Source organism: Polaribacter sp., from assembly GCF_051251875.1.
In the GTDB taxonomy this organism is placed as follows: Bacteria; Bacteroidota; Bacteroidia; order Flavobacteriales; family Flavobacteriaceae; genus Polaribacter.
Genome location: NZ_JBPOGL010000009.1, coordinates 26618 through 48245 on the forward strand (window position 1 = coordinate 26618; position 21628 = coordinate 48245).

The 21628-nt window shown below is 30.8% G+C and carries 15 protein-coding genes; 7 read left to right on the top strand and 8 right to left on the bottom strand.

The genetic code is table 11. The features are described from left to right. Window positions 1-92: 92 nt before the first annotated feature. From ACSHW5_RS06010 to rhaD, 8 genes are all read right to left on the bottom strand, one after another. Entirely contained in the window at window positions 93-1895 is a 1803-nt protein-coding gene (locus tag ACSHW5_RS06010) for an alpha-L-fucosidase (protein WP_435675209.1), read from the bottom strand. Between the two features lie 537 nt (window positions 1896-2432). Next, a complete protein-coding gene (locus ACSHW5_RS06015; protein WP_435675210.1) occupies window positions 2433-2600 on the bottom strand; it encodes a hypothetical protein in 168 nt (55 codons plus the stop codon). A gap of 28 nt (window positions 2601-2628) precedes the next feature. Further along, on the bottom strand, window positions 2629-4824 hold the full coding sequence (locus ACSHW5_RS06020) for a T9SS type A sorting domain-containing protein (RefSeq protein WP_435675211.1): 2196 nt from the start codon (window positions 4822-4824) through the stop codon (window positions 2629-2631). A 108-nt stretch (window positions 4825-4932) separates the two neighbouring features. Next, window positions 4933-9060: a hybrid sensor histidine kinase/response regulator transcription factor gene (locus ACSHW5_RS06025; protein ID WP_435675212.1), complete on the bottom strand. Its 4128-nt coding sequence runs from the start codon at window positions 9058-9060 to the stop codon at window positions 4933-4935. A gap of 316 nt (window positions 9061-9376) precedes the next feature. Next, window positions 9377-10369 carry a class 1 fructose-bisphosphatase gene (fbp, locus tag ACSHW5_RS06030; RefSeq protein WP_435675213.1) on the bottom strand — a complete coding sequence of 331 codons (993 nt, stop codon included), beginning with the start codon at window positions 10367-10369 and terminating at the stop codon, window positions 9377-9379. 38 nt (window positions 10370-10407) lie between these two features. Then, window positions 10408-11718, bottom strand: coding sequence for an FGGY family carbohydrate kinase (locus ACSHW5_RS06035; RefSeq protein WP_435675214.1), 1311 nt, complete (start codon window positions 11716-11718; stop codon window positions 10408-10410). Between the two features lie 55 nt (window positions 11719-11773). After that, the gene (locus tag ACSHW5_RS06040) at window positions 11774-13561 is read right to left on the bottom strand and encodes an L-fucose isomerase (protein WP_435675215.1); all 1788 of its coding nucleotides are present in this window, start codon (window positions 13559-13561) and stop codon (window positions 11774-11776) included. 20 nt (window positions 13562-13581) lie between these two features. Continuing rightward, window positions 13582-14376 carry a rhamnulose-1-phosphate aldolase gene (gene rhaD, locus ACSHW5_RS06045; RefSeq protein WP_435675216.1) on the bottom strand — a complete coding sequence of 265 codons (795 nt, stop codon included), beginning with the start codon at window positions 14374-14376 and terminating at the stop codon, window positions 13582-13584. A gap of 102 nt (window positions 14377-14478) precedes the next feature. On the opposite strand from rhaD, the gene ACSHW5_RS06050 reads away from it, so the two are divergent. From ACSHW5_RS06050 to ACSHW5_RS06080, 7 genes are all read left to right on the top strand, one after another. Further along, on the top strand, window positions 14479-15378 hold the full coding sequence (locus ACSHW5_RS06050) for a helix-turn-helix domain-containing protein (RefSeq protein WP_435675217.1): 900 nt from the start codon (window positions 14479-14481) through the stop codon (window positions 15376-15378). Between the two features lie 299 nt (window positions 15379-15677). Then, the gene (gene aldA / locus ACSHW5_RS06055) at window positions 15678-17117 is read left to right on the top strand and encodes an aldehyde dehydrogenase (RefSeq protein ID WP_435675218.1); all 1440 of its coding nucleotides are present in this window, start codon (window positions 15678-15680) and stop codon (window positions 17115-17117) included. A 74-nt stretch (window positions 17118-17191) separates the two neighbouring features. After that, the gene (fucP, locus tag ACSHW5_RS06060) at window positions 17192-18490 is read left to right on the top strand and encodes an L-fucose:H+ symporter permease (RefSeq protein WP_435675219.1); all 1299 of its coding nucleotides are present in this window, start codon (window positions 17192-17194) and stop codon (window positions 18488-18490) included. 12 nt (window positions 18491-18502) lie between these two features. Next, window positions 18503-18835 (top strand): L-rhamnose mutarotase, encoded by a 333-nt coding sequence (locus ACSHW5_RS06065; protein ID WP_435675220.1) that lies wholly within the window; start codon window positions 18503-18505, stop codon window positions 18833-18835. A 7-nt stretch (window positions 18836-18842) separates the two neighbouring features. Next, on the top strand, window positions 18843-19580 hold the full coding sequence (locus ACSHW5_RS06070; protein ID WP_435675221.1) for a (Fe-S)-binding protein: 738 nt from the start codon (window positions 18843-18845) through the stop codon (window positions 19578-19580). Between the two features lie 6 nt (window positions 19581-19586). Further along, on the top strand, window positions 19587-20951 hold the full coding sequence (locus ACSHW5_RS06075; protein ID WP_435675222.1) for a LutB/LldF family L-lactate oxidation iron-sulfur protein: 1365 nt from the start codon (window positions 19587-19589) through the stop codon (window positions 20949-20951). Beyond that, window positions 20951-21535, top strand: coding sequence for a LutC/YkgG family protein (locus ACSHW5_RS06080; protein WP_435675223.1), 585 nt, complete (start codon window positions 20951-20953; stop codon window positions 21533-21535). The genes ACSHW5_RS06075 and ACSHW5_RS06080 overlap by 1 nt, the downstream gene beginning before the upstream one ends. Window positions 21536-21628: the final 93 nt, after the last annotated feature.

Consider the following 21628-nt stretch of genomic DNA (forward strand, 5'->3'; position numbering starts at 1 on the left):
TGTTTGAGTTAATTTAAATTAAATTGAGTTAATTGAATGTTTACTACTGCTATAAATACCTAAACTACAAGTACTTAATTCTTTAATAATTATTATTTTATTGGTTTAATAATTATTGATTTTAAACTTGATGTGTGCGGATCACCTTCTACCAATGAAACAGAAATGGTATGTTTTCCTGCTGTCTTAAATTCTAAAATACCCATTGGATATGGCTGATACTTTTCTGTTGCCGCTTGTTGATTTTGAACTACAATGCCTTCATCTGTACTTGTATTCCAAACCAATCTACCTTCACCGTTATAATTAAGGTCTAAATAATAATATCCAGGCTCTAATACATTTACAGTAAAAGTGGCTTTGCTATCTTTTTTCCAATCACTTACTTGATTTGTTTTTTTCCATTCTCCAAATTTTTCCATCCATCTTACGTGTTTTTTGGTTGCATTTTGCACTTCTGCAAACTCAACTAAACACTCAGTTTCAATATTTGGATAAATTCCTAATGCACTTTCTACTTTTACATTTTTTACATTATCTTTTAATACAACCTCAATTACAGAAACAGGGTTATCAGGAACTTGGAAAGGAACATCAAAAACAAACCATCCGTTCTTTTTAGTGAATTTTAAATTTTCAGATGTATCTGTACCTAAAATTTTTGCTGAAACAATTTCGTTTTCTAATCCTGGTAAGTAAATTTTACCATCTTGTGGCCAATCAAAAACAGAAAGAAATAATGATTTTTCTTTTGTAGTAACATCTCCCCAAGGAAATGCATGCCCCCAAGGAGAACTACCTGCACCATAAACAACTTGTGGATATTTTTTTATCCATTTTCCTGCTCCTTCTAAAAATTCTACACCAATTGCTGGCACTTCGCCTTTTCCATTCGGACCAACATTAAACAAATAAGTTCCTCCACGGCCAACAGTAGAAATTAGTCTATGTAAAATTTCTCTTGGGCTTTTAAAATTATTATCATACCAAGCGTAAGACCAAGAATCGTTGTTAGTATCGCAACTTTCCCATAAAACATCTAAATTTTTTGCTGGTACTTCCATATCACCATGACTTACATAATCTCCTAAACCATGACCAACTCTACTAGACATTAAAGCATTAGGTTGTAATTCTCTTACCATTTCTGCTAATTCTACTACATATTCTTTTTTCATACCACCAGGGGTATCAAACCAAACAAAGTCTATATCGCCATAATTTGTACAAATTTCTCTTACTTGAGGCTTACATTTATTGTAGAAATATTCTTTAAAAGTTGCCTCAGATCCATCATCATGTACTTGAGGGCCATTTCCACCTCCTGGCGTAGTCCAATCTTGATTATGAGAATAGTAAAAACCAAAACCAAGACCTAAATCATGACATGCTTTAGACAACTCTTTCATAGGATCTCTAGCAAAAGGCGTAGCATCTACAATATCAAAGTCACTTACTTTAGAATCAAACATTGCAAAACCTTCATGATGCTTGCTGGTAATAATAATATATTTCATCCCGGCATCTTTTGCTAATTGAGCAATTGCTTTGGCATCGAAGTTCGCAGGATTAAAATCTTTTGCAACTTCCATATATTCTTTTGGTGGAATATCTGCCACTCTTGGGTTCATTAACCACTCACCAATACCATAATAAGTTTTGTCTTTCCACTTACCTCCTAAATTAGAAAACAATCCCCAATGAATAAACATTCCAAAATTACTTTCATCAAAAAATTTACCCCTACCTTCTCTTATATTTCCATCAATAACAGAAGTTTCTCCCCACATTTTATCCATACTTTCTTGCGTATCCTTTTTATCCTGTAAATGGACAGTTTGGCTAATTAAGAGAAAAATGAATAGTAAAGGAAAGCGGTATGTTTTTTTCACCATGATTTTGAGGTTTTAATATGTTTATTTATAAATGTTGTGACTTATTCTATACCAAAATTAGTTAAGAAATATTTTTAGACATTGCTCAATTAACCCATAAGATTGCTTAAATCTACTTTTTCCCATAAAACCTAGTGATTTGAGCATTTTTTTTTGCACTATGGAGTTAAAATATCCTGTATTTATTTGAATGTAAATGAAAAATAAGAAGCTAATTAGATAAGAGAACTTTCTAAAACAACCTATTTTACAAACTCACTTCCACCACTAAAAAACACCTAAAAATCAAACAAAAAGGAGGCTCTTTTTTATCCTAAAACGAATTGGAAATTAAGGAGCTGTGCAACCCAAAATACAACAGAGATTTACAAGAATTATAAACCTCATTTATTACTTATATGCTGAACAAAAACCAAATATACAAGCAAAAAAATCTAAATAATAAGCAAAAAAAAAGGTAGTGATAAAAATCACTACCTTTTATATATGTATTCTGTAACCCTATATAAAGGATGCCACAATATTTATTTAATTGATTTAAAAATCAAGTCCTGGAGCTGCAGGGCTTGAAGCTTGCGCTTTTTGTGGATTAAGAATTAAATAGGTTCCTAACGCAGTTAAAGCTGCATATTTACCGTAATTACCAATCTTTTTAAGAGCCTCTTTACGAGAAATATCTTGGGTATTTTTTACTTGTTTTTTCATCTTTCTATGTTTTTAGAAGTCTTATTAATTATTCTAAAATTATTTTTTTGTTTACAGTACCTGATGTTGCTTTTAAACTTACAATGTAAACACCAGTTGCTAACTTTGGTAAAGAAATATCCTGTACGTTAGCTGCATCAAAAGAACTTGTCATTACTTTTTTACCTAAAAGGTTATATAAAGATACTGAAGCTTTTCCTTCACTTAAACCTGTAATTCTTAATGTAGATGTTCCTGTTTTAAAAATACTAACGCTATTTAAGATAGCATCATCAGAAACACTTAAAGCACTTTGTGCTGTATGTAAGTAAAATCTTCCTGCACCATCTAAAGCTTCTGTTAAAGTTATTTTTAAACTACTATTTGCTTCATCTAAACGTGTAAACGTATTTGCAACTCTATCTTCTAAAAACACTTTTATTCCATCTGGTAAGTTTAATGCTTCCGCAGTAAAAGAAAGTTCTTTACCGGCTGCTGCTTTAACACCAACAGGCACAATCATGTTTTCGTAATCTGAATTAGGTAATGCTTGTTTTTCAAATTTTACACTTTGGTTATCTTCAACTAAATTTGTATATAAACTAAACTCAGATGCAATTCCATCAAACATTCCAACATCAAAACCTGGGTCTAAACCATTTGTTTTATTTTCTAAATAAGAAACTTTAGTTGTTTTAACAGTACTTCCATCAGAAACAGAAACATTTAAAGAAACATCAGTAGAATTTTCTCTATAAAAAGCAGTCCCTGTTTGATGACTTTGTAAATTTTCTGAAAATGTAAAATTACCATTTACTACATTAGAGTTCACAAAAAATGCTTGTCCTGGATGAATATAATCTGTAGCAGTTGTACTTGTGTAACTAGTTCCATTCCAAACATAAATTGCTTGATGACTAGTACTTAGTTTACTTGCATTATGGGCAATTAACTCTGATATTGTTACATAAGAAGAAAAAGGATTACCTACTAAATTCCAATTACTTACATCCTGTGTTATTGCAGGATAAACACTACTAGTTCCTACAGTACCTGTAAAAGCATAATCACCTGCAACTGTTCTTTTTAAACTATACCCAACACCTGAACCAAAAGTTACAGCTGCACCATTTTCTTGAAAGTATGTCCAGTTAGCCGTAGTTGGATCTGGAGTACCATTACTATAGGTTGCTATACCTCTATTAGTTGAGTTATTACTACCGGTAGCTATGGAGTTAAGACTAACCCAATCATTACCAGCATTATCATCATTATATTGTTCTCCAATTACTGGAGAAGAAACCAAATGCCAATTTGTATCTGCTACATTTACATTATATGTAATTTCTCCTGATGAAGTACCATTTACAATTAAAGAACCACCTGAGTCTACAGTTAAAGAACCACCTGCATCTACATCAAGACTATATGCCTCTGCACCAGTAGCTGAACCGACAACAGGGTTTTGACCACTTGGAATTGTCACAACAGAATTACCTGTAGGCAAACCATTTGACCAGTTTCCAGCATCACTCCAAACTGTTCCTACTGCACCTGTCCAATCTGTTTCTGTAACAGCTGTAACACCTACATTAATATATACAAGTTGTAAAGCATTTCCAGGATCAGTATCTGCAAGTTTCACCGTAAAACTAGTTATATCATTACTACCAACAATATTTGTTTCACCTGCAGCATTTATAACAGGAGTACCAAATGTTTGATCAAATTGTGTGGATGCCCCTTGTCCTAAATCAAAAGTACCAGCATTAACGCCGTTATGCACAACAATTCTAGGGTTATCAGCTACACCATTGGTACCTCTAAGTGCAAGTCCAATAAAACGTATATTTTTCAAAGAAGCTAGCGTGTACCCTGAAGCGTTAGCTACAAAATTTACAATTTGTAAATTATCAAAAAGCACTTCTTCATTATCACTTCCATCTATTGTAGAACCATTAACACCCCATCGTGCTCTATTAGCACTTTCAATAAAATGCCCTGACCCAGGATCTGTATCTGCGGAAGGTGTAGCATCAAAACTGATATTAAAGGTTGCACCATTAATATCAAATTGTGGAGATTCAATAGTTACTGTACCTGCGGGATATATTGTATTAGCCGAAACTCTCCCCCCCAAACTTTTTTCATCTTGTGCAGATGTTGCTGCAGTAATTAAAGCTATCGCCATAATTGCTATGCCTTTTGTAACTCGGTTTAAATAAATAAGTAATTTTAATTTCATGATTAATTTTGTTTTAGTTAATATTTCCCCAAAAATAGTATTGAAGCAGTTTTCACCCTTGCTCATTTAGCCCATATAGTTGCTTAAATCTACTTTTCCCCTTAAAACCTAGTGATTTGAGTGCTTTTTAAGGTACTCTGAAGGTGATATTCCATGCAATTTTTTGAATGAAGAGGAGAAATAAGAGGTAGATTCGATACCTATTTGATACATCACTTGAACCACATTAAACCCTTTATTGCTTGCTAAAAGTTTTGCAGCACGTTGCAATCTAAAGTTTCTAATATACACATTTGGCACTTGCCCAGTTAATTGTTTTAATCTTCTATAAAAGTGCGAGGTACTTAAGCCAATTTCTTTGGATAACTCTTCTACTCCAAAATTAGAATTCGAGATATTTTTTTCTATAATTTTAATTATATTTTCCATAAAATCTTTGTCTTTGATAGACAATTCTATGGTGTTTTTTTCTTGCGGTAGGTCACTGTTTTTTGCAAAGTATTCTTTTAATTGTATACTATTTTTAATTAGTTTACTTACCCTAAGCTCTAAATGCTTAATCGAAAATGGTTTACTAAGATACTCATCTGCGCCATATTCTAGGCCTTTAACTATATCTTCATTAGCACCCAATGCCGTTAAAAGCATTACCGGAATATGACATGTTTTTGAATCTGATTTTATTTTATTACAAAGTTCAAAACCATCCATCTCTGGCATCATTACATCACTAATAACTAAATCTGGTTTTTTTAAAAGTAATTTTTCTAAACCTTCTACTCCATTATTAGCAATTGCAATATCATATTTTTCAGATAGCGTACTAAATAAAAAATGCTGCACATCAACTTCATTTTCTACAATAAGGATAGAATGCTCCTTTTTAACATTAGAAAAAGACAATTGTACATCTTCATTAATAATTTCATTTGTTAAAGGAACCCAATTTTTAATAAAAGATTTTTTAGATTCCTGATTTGTTTTTATATCGTAATCTTCTACCTCTTTTGATGGTATTATAACAGTAAAACGAGTTTCTACACCCGGTGTACTTTTTGCAGATATTTCTCCGTGTAACAGATTTACCAGAGATTTACAAAACGCCAATCCAATACCGCCACCACTTACTTCACTTTCTGAATTACCCAGCTGATAAAAGCGCTCAAAGATATTTTTTAAATTTTCTTTTGGAATTCCCTTGCCAGAGTCTACCACACTTATTTCCATCATTTTTTCTTTGCCAACATAATGTATACCTGCCTCTATACTTATAGTTCCATGCGGTGGTGTATTTTTAAATGCGTTTGATAATAAATTAAAAATAATACGTTCAACTTTTTCTACATCAATAATAATTTCTTCATTGGGTTGCGTTACTTTATAAAAGAAATTAATATTTTTTTCTAAAGCATAGTTTTCAAAAGCTTCTGTTGTTGGATATATAAAATCTCCCAAAGTGTATTTTACCAGGTTTAAATCTATAAAACCTTGTTCTGCTTGACGAAACGTAATTAATTGATCTACCAGACTTAAAAGTCTTTTTGTGTTTTTTTGAATAATTGCTAAATACTTATTGTTTGAGGTGTCTGAATTTTGCTCCATTACGCGTTCTAACGGCCCTGCAATTAACGTTAAAGGTGTTCTAAATTCGTGTGATAAATTGGTAAAATATCTAAATTTTCCTTGATTTACAATTTCAACTCTTTGCTTATCTAATTCTTCATATTTTAACCTTTCTTTTAATTTTTGATGCTTTAAAAAGTAAAACATTATATAAATTATTATGGAAACAATAATTACTAAAAACAACATAAAACTCCAAACAGTCTTATACCAAGGTGGTAATACATGTAACCGTAACGTTTTACTTTCTCCCCAAATACCATCACCATTACTTGCTTTTAGTACAAATTTGTAGCTCCCAGAAGCAAGGTTTGTATACGTTATTTCTGCTTTACCTTCTTCTGTTTCAATCCATTGATTGTTAAAACCTTCTAATTTATAGGCTAGTTTGTTTTTTGAAGGTGTAGAAGTGTGTTTTGTAACTACATTAAAAGATATTATTTGTGCTTTCTCACTGATAGAAAACTCTTCTATTTCTAAAATAGATTTTTCAAGCACTACTTTATTATTAAATTTTTCACCAATTTTAATAGGTTTATTATTAATAGAAAACCCTGAAATTAAAATCTTAGGTGGCTGCTTATTCACTAATATTTCTTCGGGTTTAAAAACTGTTAATCCGTTTAATCCTCCAAAATAAAAATAGCCAGATTTTCCTTTAAAATAGGCACCTTGCCTAAAGTTATTCTGAGACAAACCATCTCTAACATCATAAACATTTACTGCCTCTGTAAACATATTAAATTTCACCAAACCCATATCTGTACTTAGCCAAAGCACAGAATCTTTAGATTTTAAGATACCATAAATAGCATCATCTGGCAACACATCATTCTTTCTAAAATATTTTACATTAGAAGGTTTTTTATTTTTATTGATTAAAAACTTATTTAGTCCTCCACCAAATGTTCCTACCCAAAGTGTAGTATCATTTTTATATAATGAAAACACATTATTATAACTTAAATTATACGGTTTACTATTGATTGTAAGTTCATCGGTTATAATGAATTTATCTCCAGTATAGGTTGTTTTTAGAATTCCTTCGTTGGTACCAAACCAATAAACATTATCTATATCTTTTAAAATTGTTTTAGCTCTATTTGAGCCCAAATTTAAAATTGTTTTTATGGGTAAATTAATAGACGATTTGTTAAATTCTTTCCATGGGTTTTCTACAGTTAAAATATTGTTTCCAGAAATAATAATTTCATTTGTATCGGTTTCTGTAATTGCCCTAATGGAAACGTCTGAATATGGTAGTTTATGATGAAGAAAATTTACCTTTTTTAGTTTTTCTAATTTAGGATTGTACACCAATAAAGAAAAATCAGAACCAATCCATATATATCCTTTTTTATCTTGATATAAACATCTTACAAAATCGTTTTCTTTTAAAAATTTTTCAACTCCTAAGTTTTCAAATTTAAGATTGTTTACTGTTTTTTCTGATACGGTTGTTGTACTTCTATACAATGGCGCATTGTAAGAAGACAACCACAATACACCTTTATTGTCTTCTAAAATTGCGGTAATAAGGTTACCAGACAAAGATTTAGTATCGTATGGGTTTTGATTGTAATTAATAAATTTCTTTTGATGTATGTCTAATTTATTAATACCTCCTTGTGCTGTTCCAATCCATAAAACATCAAAATCATCTTTATATAAGGCGTTTATTTGATTACTACTTATACCTAGTTTGTTTTTAGGATTGTAAATAAAATGTTGTAAAATATCTTTCTCTTCATTATACTTATATAATCCATTACTTTTTGTAGCAATCCAAATAACACCTAAATTATCATATAAAATATCGTTTACATTCAGTATCCCTTTAGGCTGTGTATTTTTTAATTGACCAAAGTCTTTTATTATATGTACATCCTTATCATATATGGCAATTTTAAAAGCACCATTTTCAGCACCAATCAAGAAAAAATCTTTTATCTTTAAAATACTCTTTAAAGTTTTACCTTGAAATTTCTTAAAATTTGAAATAGATTTTATTTTTGACTCTGTATCATCTAAAACAATTTTGGTTAAACCGTTGTCTGTTGCAAGAATTATTGTTTCTTGATCCTTAAATGTAAAATCAATTATTTTATTTTCGAAATCAACTGGTAAAAGATTTTTAGAAACATCTAATAATCCTTTTTTACTATCTATAACCTTACATTTATACAATTGATTATTTCCGGAAAACCAAATATTTCCAATAGAATCTTGTGTTATTTTGGATATTAAAATATTTTGTTTTAAAGGTACTTTAATAAATTTTTCTAAAGAATGAATATAAAGATTAAGCCCTTGGTTAGTTCCAATCCATAAAACACCATTTTTACCGTTATAAAGTTTTGAAATAAAATTACTATTTAAAGCTTGGTTGGATTTGGATTGAGTGGTGTAAGTTTTAAACTCATAACCATTATATTTTATTAAACCATTGGGTGTACCATACCATAAAAAACCATATTCATCTTGTTCTATATCATAGATGGTATTTTGATTGAATCCTTCTTTATTAGAAATTCTTTCAAAATTTTGTCCAACAATTATAAGAGTATTGAAAAATATAATGCATAAAATGTATTGAAATTTAGAATATTTCATCATACTTTCAAATTTAATTCATTTTTTTGTTTTCTAAAAAAAATATATTCAACTTTTTTAACCTTTGTAGTTTTATAAAAATCAAAAAAAACTTTTTTATGTAGTTCAACTATTTTTAATTTTCTCAAAACACAGGCACGTAACCTATTAAATTTGGTAATAAAATATTTTAATGAAATAATTTAAGATAAAAAAAAGTGGGCATCCGAAAAACCAATTTCATCAAGATGCCCATTTCTTCAATTACCGTTAAGTTTAGTACTTACCCTAAGAAAAGTACTTTAAAATATAGTTTACACTTTATTATTAGCGTTTGTTATAAAAATGATTCCAATTTATCAACCATTTCTGAACTACCACAGAAAAATGGCACCCTTTGATGTATTTCTGTAGGTTTAATATCTAATATACGTTGTACACCGTTAGACGCTTTTCCACCAGCTTGTTCTGCTAGCATAGCAATAGGGTTTGCCTCGTAAAGTAACCTTAATTTACCATCTATGTTTTTAGTGCAATTTGGGTACATATAGATACCACCTTTTAGCATGTTTCTATGAAAATCTGAAACCATAGAACCAATATATCTCGCAGAATACGGGCGGTTTTCCTCTTCTTTCTGACAATACTTGATATAATCTTTTACACCTTGAGGAAAATGAGAATAGTTTCCTTCGTTTACAGAGTAAATATTTCCAGTTTTTGGTATTTGTATATTAGCATGCGATAAATAGAAAGAACCTATTGCTGGGTTTAGCGTAAAACCATTTACACCATCACCTGTTGTGTATACCAACATGGTAGAAGTACCATAAACAACATATCCTGCAGCTACCTGTAAACTTCCTGGTTGTAAAAAGTCTTCAAGTTGTACTGGTGTTCCAACTGGAGTAACTCTTCTGAAAATTGAAAAAATAGTACCAACAGATACATTTACATCAATATTTGAAGAACCGTCTAAAGGATCCATTAAAACAACATATTTACCTTTATTTGCTTTATCACTACCAGCTATAGATATAAATTCGTCCTCTTCTTCTGAAACAATTCCGCAAGCAATATCACGTTTTATAATAGAATGGATAAATTTGTCATTGGCAAACACATCAAGTAATTGTTGATCTTCACCTTGTACGTTTACCTCACCTGCACCACCAATAATATCAACTAATCCTGCCTTGTTTACTTCGTGATTTACCATTTTAGCAGCAAGCCTAAGGCCATTTAGCAATTTAGATAATTCACCCGATGAATATTGGAAGGCTGATTGGTTTTCAATAATAAATTCTCCTAAAGTCATGTGTTCATTCATAGTTTTGTGTTTTTTTCGATCTTTGATCGAAATTATTATTATAGATAATCCTTCATTAACATGGCAGCACCTAAAGCACTTTCATTTTCACAATTAGAAATCTTAATTTGGCAATTCTTCTTTAATAAAGATAAGTATTTGATAAATATTCTATTTTTATTAAAACCTCCAGAAATATAAATGCTTTTTATGTTAGTATTTTTATCTGTTATTAAATTGATACCGTTGATAACTTTTTTACAGATTTCAAATATTAATTGATAATAGGCAGTTTCGTAAGATCCATAATATTTAAACAATTTTTCATTTGCTTCAAATTCAGTATCAATACCATCTGCTAAAAAGATTTGCGCATTTTCTACAATTAATTCTTGGCAAAGGTCTTCGTTTAAGCCAAGATTTAAGTGTTTATTTTTATTAACATTATAATACTCACTTAATGGATCTACATATACTTCATGAATTCTTCCTAAAAACTGCATAGAAGATTTAACTTGCTGCTTTGCAGGGGTCATAAAACACAAGCAATTATTTGATAATTGGTGTTGTGTTAAAGTTTCCGTACTAAACGGATTCATTGCAATAATCCAGGTTCCGGTAGAAAGTAATATAAAATCTTGAGTTTTATTTTCTTCTAAAAGAGGTATTATTGAAGAAGAACTATCATGCAAACCAGAGCCAACTGCTACTTTTTCTCCATTTACAATTGCTGTAATAGCATTTTTACCGTTCGTAGGTTCTGGCAAATTAATATTTTCATTTTTTAACCATGGATGGTATTCCATATTGTCAAAATCCCAAGTAGCTGTATGCGCTCCAACGGATGTAAAATCTGAAGTGACTTTTTTTGTAAATAGATAGCTTAAATATTGAGGGTAATGTAAAATAGCATCTACTTTTTCCCATATTTCAGGCTTATCCTTTTTCATCCAAAGCATTTGCAACCCTGCATTTAACATACCATAAGCCGGAGAAGCTGTTCTTCTAGAGAATTCTTCAACGCCACCATTTGCTTCATGGAAACTCTTAAAATCTTCTATTTTTAAAGGTTTTAAATAGTTGTATAAAGGAGCAATTCTGTTGCCTTGTTTATCTAAATAAACAAGAGAAGCTCCATGAGTTGAAAAATTAATTGCTTTTAAATTATAAACTTCTTTGTCTTGAATTGATTTTATCTCATTCTTTATCCAATTTTCAATGGATTCTATATCATCACAAGGAAAATTATCTTCATCTAAAATTTCATCAAATTTAGTTGAGTTTTGAAAAACAATATCAAAATGTTCATCAAATAAAAATACCTTTTTATTTGTTTTACCTATGTCAATAACAGCAATTACACTCTTCATAATTTTTAACTTAAAAGAGGCATTTGATCCTAAAAAGAATCAAATGCCATATAGTTTATTCTTTAAACCCGTATAATGGGCCATAATTTTTACATGCTCTATAATCAGCTCCTTCTAATGCTTCTCCAAACGCAGACCAAGCACTTGGTCTAAATACGTCATCTTCACTAACATTATGCATATTTACAGGAATACGTAACATTGCTGCTAAAGATATTAAATCTGCACCAATATGTCCGTGAGAAATAGCACCGTGGTTTGCTCCCCATTTTGCCATTACCGTATATACATCTTTAAAACAACCTGTTCCTGTTAATCTTGGTACAAACCAAGTTGTTGGCCAAGTAGGATTAGTTCTTTCATCTAAAACTGTATGAATATCTTCTGGTAATTCAACACTCCATCCTTCTACAATTTGTAAAACTGGTCCAATTCCTTTTACCAAGTTTACTCTACACATTGTCATTGGTAATTCACCTCTAGTTTTAAACTGTGAAGAAAAACCACCACCTCTAAAATATTCTGCAATGGCTGCAGGCCATTTTGTATTGTCTAAACAACGTTGTGTATCTTCTTCTGTAATTTCCCAGAAAGGTTTCATTGTTGGGTTTCCATCTGCATCTTCTTGTTGTGCAGTTGCATCTAACGTTGTAGAACCAGAATTAATTAAGTGAATAATTCCTTCTTTAGCAATACCCGTTAATTTTTTACCTGTAACTCTTTCTACAGACTCAGGGCTCCAGTACGTACGTACATCTGAGAATAACTGAGCTTTGTTTGTTAACAAATGTCCAAACAACATAGAAATTGCATTTAAACAATCGTTCTCTGTTGCAAAAGTATATGCTTGTCTAATTCCGTTCCAATCAAAAGATGAATTTAAAATAGACTCTGTATAATCTGCATTTGGTTGGTAATCTGTCCACTGACGTTGACCTTGAAAACCTCCCATAATTGCATTTCTACCTTTAGCTTCTTCACCGAATCCCATTTCCTTTAACTTAGGATTTCCGTTCATTAAATCTTTACAGATCAAAGTCATTTTCACAACTTTTTCCCATTCGTCTGCTTTAACTTCTGCAGATTTTTGTGCTTCAGGGCTATTGTAATCTTTTCCTTCTTTACAGTTTTCTTTTGTCCAAGCTAATGCTTTTGCATATTCTTCTTGATCAAAAATACCTTCATCTATACGTCTTAAAATTTCTACAGACTCTACAAATTCTGCTCTAACACCTAAGTAATCTTGTAAAAAATTTACATCAACCATAGAACCAGCAATACCCATAGAACTATATCCTATAGATAAATAAGATTTACCGTTCATTTGAGCAACAGCCAAACCTCCTTTTATAAAACGAAGAATTTTTTCTGAAACGTCTTGAGGAATGGTTTGGTCTCCACCATCTTGCACTTCTTTACCATAGATACCAAAAGCTGGCAATCCTTTTTGAGAATATCCTGCCAAAGCCGCTGCTAAATACACAGCACCTGGTCTTTCTGTTCCATTAAAACCCCAAACTGCTTTTGGTGTTGATGGGTCTGTATCCATAACTTCTGTACCATAACACCAACATGGCGTTACTGTTAAAGAAACTTCTACTCCTTCTCTTTTAAATTTATCTGCACAAGCAGCTGCATCTGCAACACCACCAATAGTAGTATCTGCAATTACACATTCTACTTTTTCGCCACTTGGGAAACGTAATGTTTCTTCAATTAATTTTGCTGCGGCTTTCGCCATATCCATTGTTTGAACCTCTAAAGATTCTCTAACCCCTAATTCACGTCCATCAATCACAGGACGTATTCCTACTTTTGGTAATCTACCAATTAATCTACTCATGATTTATAATGTTTTTAAGTTTATAGAAATTGCTCTAATTCTACTAGCTGCTCATTAGACAAACCTGCTGGTTTAAAACCTGCTGCCCAACATGTTAATAATAATTTAGCTCCTTTGTTTGAAACATCTAAAAAGTCCCAAGCTTTCATTACATCTGGTGCAGTTGCAGTAGCTCCGTGCTTTTCCCATAAAGAAACATTTCTAGTTTTAAAAGCATCAATAGTTACATCTGCTAATTCTGCTGTACTAGATAAGGCATACGGTGTACAATGAACTCCTTTAGGTACAAATACTCTTACCTCTGGGCACATCATCCATAATTGTCTGTTTAATTCTTCTTCATCTTCAAATAAATCATGATGACTCATACAAATTAATTCAATTGGATGTGTGTGAACAACCGCTAAATTTTCTGGGTGATGAATAGAATTGAAAAGGTGAATACTTGCATGAGAAATTAACTCACAAGTTGGTCCAAAATTAGGTCTCTTTCCTCCCCAAATAATAGAATATGCTGTTGCAGTTTCATTAATATAAAGAATACACGAAACTTCTTCTAACATGTCTACTAAATCTCTTAAATAACAACCAGTTCCTGTAATATAAATTACAAATCCTGCTGCTCCTTTTGGAAAATCAAAAGGAATTTCTTCTCCAATTCCTTTAACTTCTTCTTTATCGAAAAAAGAGGTCAAATTCATTGATATGTTTCCAGCATTTCTTTCGGCCCACTCTCTCTGCCATAAATAACCTGCTACTTTAGATACTTGTTTTAATTCTATCTCTACCTCTAATGGAAGTTGTAATGTTTTCATATCTTTAAAATAATTATTGAGCTACAAAAGTAAATTGAATAAAAGTTTTATAAAATATTTAAAATATGTATATTTATATCTAATTTAAACATTTACAGAAAATTGAATTTAATAAAAGACATTAACCTTATAGATCCATCAGTAAATAACCAAAATTTTATAGATCTTAAACTAAAACTACTTTGTTGTAGATATTGGTTGCTTGAATTATGGGAATGTCCTGATATGGTGTTTCCTTTTTGGAGAATCTATTGGAATAAAAATGAAGGAGGAGAAATAATTCACTTGGATAAGTTGTACAAAATGACCCCTGATACACTATATATTATTCCTCCGTTTACTTCTTTTTCTTCAAGGTTTTCAAAAAAACCACTTTACACAAAAGGCATGAATGTAAAAGGAAGATATTTAACAAAAGATGTAAACGAAAATGATTTTATGGATCAATCATTATTTCACTTTTTCATACATTTTAACTTAGGAATCCCCTTTGACAATGTATATCCTGGTATTTTAAAAATTAAAGTAACCAATTATTTTAGTGAACGTTTAGAGTATCTAACAAATAGATTACAAATTGAAAACAAAGATTTTAAATTAACCTTTAACTTAAAATTACAAGCGTTTATAAAAGAAATTTTAACAAATGTAGCCCCTGAGTTATGGAAAGCTACCAATATAGATAGTAGGGTTTTAACAATTATTCGTTTTATAGAAGTTAATATCCACAAAAAATTAAGCAATACAGAAATCGCTTCTAAAATAAATATGGCACCCAATTCATTTGCAAGATTATTTAAAGAAGAAATGAATATAACACTCCACAATTTCATTCAAAACAGAAAAATATCTAAAGCATGTGATTTTTTTGAACTGACAAATAAAACAATAGAAGAGGTTGCTTTTGAATTAGGCTTTTCTGATCGATACCATTTTTCTAGAGTGTTTAAAACTATTACAGGCCAAACACCCGCTATTTATAAATCTAAAAGATATATCTAAACACCAAACCTTAATAAAAATACACCTAATCTACTTATATACAATATTTTATACACACAACATGAGAAAAGAAAAAGAAAATACAAACTTTTTGATAACGCAAAAGTAAATAACAATGTTTACATTATTCATACTATAGCTTATTATGGATAAACCTTATTGTGCATTCATATTATAGATTTGCATAATTCGTTTTACATCTGTTAAATATGTATGGCGTAAAAACTATTAAAGAAATCAAGACCTACTATACTTGTTTTCTTATAAATTTAATTCAATTAACTAAAACTATATTTTTTATGAAGCAATTTAATCAATACATTAACGGAAGATTCGTAAACTCCACTTCTACAAAAATGACAGAGGTATTAAATCCTTGTACAGAAGAAGTTTTATCATCCATACCACAAGGTTCGGTAGAAGACGCCAACAATGCCTTAGATGCTGCTCAAAATGCTCATCACGCATGGAAATCTCTAACAGCAATTGAAAGAGCCAATTATCTTAATAAAATGGCAATTGTTATTAGAGAAAATAGAGTTTTTTTAGCTGAAACATTAGCTGCAGAACAAGCTAAAGTAATAGGCTTAGCACAAGTAGAAATTGATGTTACCGCAGATTATTTTGATTATTATGCTGGTTTTGCAAGAAGAATAGAAGGAGAAATTATACAAAGTGATCGTAAAAAAGAACATATTTTTATACACAGAGCACCTATAGGAGTAGCTGTAGGAATTTTACCTTGGAATTTTCCATTTTTTGTAATGGCTCGTAAAGTGGCTGCTTCTTTAATTACGGGTAATACATGTGTTATTAAACCAAGTTGTGTTGCTCCCAATACAGTTTTAGAATGGGTTAAATTAATTCAAAAAATTGAATTACCAGCAGGTGTTTTAAATTTTGTCTGCGGCTCTGGACCTATCGTTGGAAATGCTTTAAGCAAAAGCCCAATAACAGGAATAATAAGTTTAACAGGTAGTGTTTTTGCAGGTCAACAAGTAATGCAAGCTGCCTCAGAAAATATCACAAAAGTTTCTTTAGAACTTGGAGGAAAAGCACCAGCTATTGTTTGTGCAGATGCAAATTTAGAATTGGCTGTGAATGCAGTAGTAGGTTCTAAAATTATTTTTAGTGGCCAAGTATGTAATTGTGCAGAAAGATTATATGTAGAAGATTCTATTTATGACCAATTTGTTGAAATGGTTACAAAGAAAATGAAAGAGGTAAAAGTAGAAGACGCTTTTTCTGCAAACAACCCAGATATGAGTAGTTTGGTTTCTAAAGATCAATTAGATAAAATTTCTGAAATGGTAGAATATGCTAAGAAAGAAGGAGCCGAAGTATTAGTTGGTGGTGAAAGATCTAGCAAATTTGATAAAGGTTATTTTTATCAACCAACCCTATTAGGAAATATTAAACAAGATATGCAAATTATACAGGAAGAAGTTTTTGGACCTGTTTTACCTGTAATGAAGTTTGGATCTCTAGATGAAGCAATTGCCTTATCAAATGATTGCGAGTTTGGTTTAACTTCTTCTATATTCTCTGAAAACTTTAACAAAGTAATGCATGCATCCGAAGAATTAAATTTTGGAGAAGTATACATTAATAGAGAGCATTTTGAAGCAATACAAGGTTTCCATGCAGGTTGGAAAAAATCTGGATTAGGTGGAGCTGATGGAAAACACGGTATGGAAGAATACTTACAAACCAAAGTTGTCTACGCTCAATATAAATAATATTAAAAAAGTGGAATTAATAAAATTTTAATTCCACTTTTATTTTAATCTAACAAGTGCGAAAGAAGTAATTTATGTCAAATACAAGTAAAATACCTGTAGTATCTAAAGAGATGCTAATTCCATTTATAATTATTACTTCATTATTTGCGCTTTGGGGCTTTGCAAATGATATTACAAACCCAATGGTTGCCGCATTTGGAACCGTTATGGAAATATCTACCGCAAAAGCAGCACTAGTACAACTAGCTTTTTATGGAGGATATGCAACAATGGCAATTCCTGCAGCTTTATTTGTTAGAAAATATAGCTACAAAAAAGGAATTCTATTAGGATTAACCTTATATGCTGTTGGAGCATTAATGTTTTATCCAGCTGCAGAATTTGAAATTTTTGGTTTCTTTTTAGGTTCCTTATATATTTTAACATTCGGATTGGCTTTTTTAGAAACAACAGCAAACCCATTTATTCTTTCTATGGGAGACCCAAAAACGGCAACACAACGTTTAAATTTAGCACAAGCATTTAACCCTATTGGTTCTTTATTTGGAATGTTTGTAGCTTCAAAATTTATTTTAGTCGCTTTAGATTCTGATAAAAGAAACGAAGCTGGAGAACTTATTTTTGCAACCTTAAGCGAAGCAAAAAAAGCAGTAATTAGAACACATGATTTAGAAATCATCAGAAACCCGTATGTTATTTTAGGTTTTGTTGTTATCTCTATGCTGGTATTAATTGCTCTTATGAAAATGCCAATAAGAAAAAAAGCTGAAAAACATTCAAGTGCAGCAGATTCTTTTAGAAGATTATTTAAAAACGGAAAATATAAAGAAGGTGTTTTAGCACAATTATTTTATGTAGCAGCACAAATTATGTGTTGGACATTTATTATTCAATATGCTGGTAATTTAGGCATCGCTAAATCAGATGCACAAAATTATAATATTGTTGCCATGTCTATTTTCTTAGCAAGTAGGTTTATAAGTACTTTTTTAATGAAATACATAAACTCTAAAAAATTACTAATGATTTTTGCGCTATGTGCAATGGTTACTGTTTCTGGAGTTATTTTAATTGAAGGAATGCTTGGTTTATATTTACTAGTTGCAACATCAGCATTTATGTCTTTAATGTTTCCAACAATTTACGGTATTGCATTAGATGGCCTTACAGAAGAAGATACTGCATTAGGTGCAGCAGGTTTAGTAATGGCAATTGTAGGTGGCGCATTAATGCCAATTTTACAAGGAACAATGATAGATATGGAATCTATAGGACCATTTTCTGGAGTAAACTTTTCATTTATTCTTCCTTTTACTTGTTTCTGTGTAATTGCGGTTTATGGTTATAGATCACATAAAATCTATAAATAAAACTAACATTTTATGAAAAGATATTGTTATGCTTTAGATTTGGTTGATGATAAACAATTAATTGAAGAATATATTGGTTATCACAATAAAGTTTGGCCAGAAATTCAAAAAAGTATTTTAGATGCTGGTATTCTTTTAATGGAGATCTATTGTGAAGGAAATCGTCTTTTTATGATTACTGATGTACATAAAGATTTTTCTTTAGAAAAGAGAGCTTCAAATGATGGCGTTAATGAAAAAGTACAAGAGTGGGAAAATCTAATGTGGAAATATCAACAAAAATTGCCTTTTGCAAAAGAAGGTGAAAAATGGATATTAATGGATCAAATTTATAAATTAAAATAACTTTTAAATGAAAGTAGGATTATTTATTCCTTGTTATGTAAATCAATTATACCCCCAAGTAGCAATAGCAACTTTGGAATTGCTAGAAAAGTTAAATGTTGATGTGTATTATCCTTCTACACAAACTTGCTGCGGACAACCTTTAGGAAATTCGGGATATGAAGATGACTCAAAAGGTGCATGTCAACTATTTGTAGAAAACTTTAAAGAGTATGACTACATTGTTGGCCCCTCTGGAAGTTGTATTTATCATGTTAAAAAACATTTTGACATTTTAGAACAAACACCAGATGTTATTAAAGTAAGAAACAATGCCTATGAATTGTGTGAGTTTATCACCAAAATATTAGGTAAAACTGATTTGGGCGCTAAATTTCCACACAAAGTAGGTTTACACAAAAGCTGTCATGGTTTACGTGGTTTGCATTTAGGTTCTTGCTCAGAAAGAATGGATCCACATTTTTCTACAGAAGAAGATTTATTAAATGCTGTTGAAGGATTAGAACTAATGTCTTTAAATAGAAAAGATGAATGTTGTGGTTTTGGTGGAACATTTTCTGTTTTTGAAGAAGCTATTTCTGTAAAAATGGGAAAAGATAGAATTCAAGATCATATAGATAGTGATGTAGAAGTAATTACAGGGGCAGATCACTCTTGTTTAATGCATTTAGAAGGTTTAATCAATAGACAAAAAAAACCTTTAAAAGTAATGCATATTGCAGAAATATTAAATAAAAGCATATAGAATACTATGGCTCACGCAGAAAAAGCAACAGAATTTAATAAAGACGAAGCTAAAGTAAATTGGCATGACAAAGCTTTGTGGTATGTTAGAGAAAAGAGAGATAAATCTGCACACGGCGTTGTAGGTTGGGAACATTTAAGAGATGTTGCCTCTGGCATTAAAGCCAATGTTTTATCTAACTTAGACAACTACTTAATAGAGTTTGAAAAGAATGCTCAGAATAACGGAATAAAAGTACATTGGGCTTCTGACGCAAAAGAACATAATGAAATTATTTCTAAAATATTAGCAGATAATAATGCAAAAAAAGTGGTAAAAAGTAAGTCGATGCTTACGGAAGAGTGCCATTTAAACCCGCATTTAGAAGCGCAAAATATTGAGGTTGTTGATACTGATTTAGGTGAATATATTGTACAAATTGCAAAAGAAACACCAAGTCATATTGTTTTACCTGCAATTCATAAAACAAAAGAAGAAGTTGATGAATTGTTTCAAGAACATTTAGGTACAAAACCAAGTGGGGGAAATCCTGAATACTTAACCAATGAAGCAAGAAAACATCTTAGAAATAAATTTTTAAATGCTGATGTTGCAATAACAGGTGTAAATTTTGCCATTGCAGATACTGGCGGAATTGTTGTTTGTACAAATGAAGGAAATGCAGATATGGGTGCTCATTTAGCAAAAGTTCATATTGCTTCTATGGGAATTGAAAAAATTATTCCAAAAGAAGAAAATTTAGGAGTCTTTTTAAGATTGCTTGCAAGAAGTGCAACTGGACAACCAATTACAACCTACTCTTCTCATTTTAACAAGCCTGCTAAAGGAAAAGAAATGCATATTGTTATTGTTGATAACGGAAGAACAGAACAATTAAGTAGAGAAGATTTTAGAGCATCATTACACTGTATTAGATGTGGTGCTTGTATGAATACCTGTCCTATTTACAGAAGAAGTGGTGGTCATAGTTATGATGCTACTATACCAGGACCAATTGGTTCAATTTTATCACCAGGAAAAGATTTAACCAAACATAGTTCTTTACCTTTTGCTTCAACTCTTTGTGGCTCTTGTTCTAATGTTTGTCCCGTAAAGATTAACATTCATGAACAGCTGTACAAATGGAGACAAGTAATTGTAAAAGATGTAAAACAACCGGTTGTTAAAAAATCTATTTTAAAAATTGCTGGTGTTGTTTTATCTAACAGAAAACTATATAATTTCGGAGGTAGAATGGCACGATTTGCATTAAAATATGCTCCTAGATTTATGGTGTATTCTAAACTAAATGCATGGGGTAAAGCACGTGATTTACCAGAAATAAAAAATGAGAATTTTGATGAATGGTACAAAATTAAAAGAAAAAAATAATGGGAAGAGAAGCTATATTAAAATCAATTAAAGAAAATAAACCAACAGGTCTTCCTTTTCCAATATTAGATCTTAATAATTTTAGAGAAGACATTAATTTATTAGAAGAATTTAAAGAGAAAGTACAAGTAGTTGGTGGTACAATTATAGAATTATCCACTTCTGAAACTCTAGAAAATGAAATTAAAAAATTATATCCGAAAGCAAAAGAAATAGTTGATTGCAGTAACAATGACCTTTCTTTAGCAACAATATCAATTTCTGAAGAAACAAATCCTAAAGATTTACAAAATATTGATTTAGCTATTATACAAGGAGAATTTGGCGTTGCTGAAAATGGTTCTGTATGGATTTCTGAAAATACGTATCCTGTAAGAGTTTTACCTTTTATCACAAATGATTTGGTTATTGTTTTAAAAAAAGAAAAAATATGCCAACACATGCATTCAGGGTTTAAAATAATTTCAGAAAGAGAAAGAACATTTGGAGTTTTTATTTCTGGCCCATCAAAGACTGCTGATATTGAGCAATGTTTAGTTGTAGGGGCTCAGGGAGCAATGAGTTTATCAATTATATTGATATAAAAAACGCTTACATATTAGGTAGTTTTTTATTGTGATAAATTTCAATTCAAAATAGTGGTAAAAAATTATGAAAACAAGAGACCGGTGAAATGG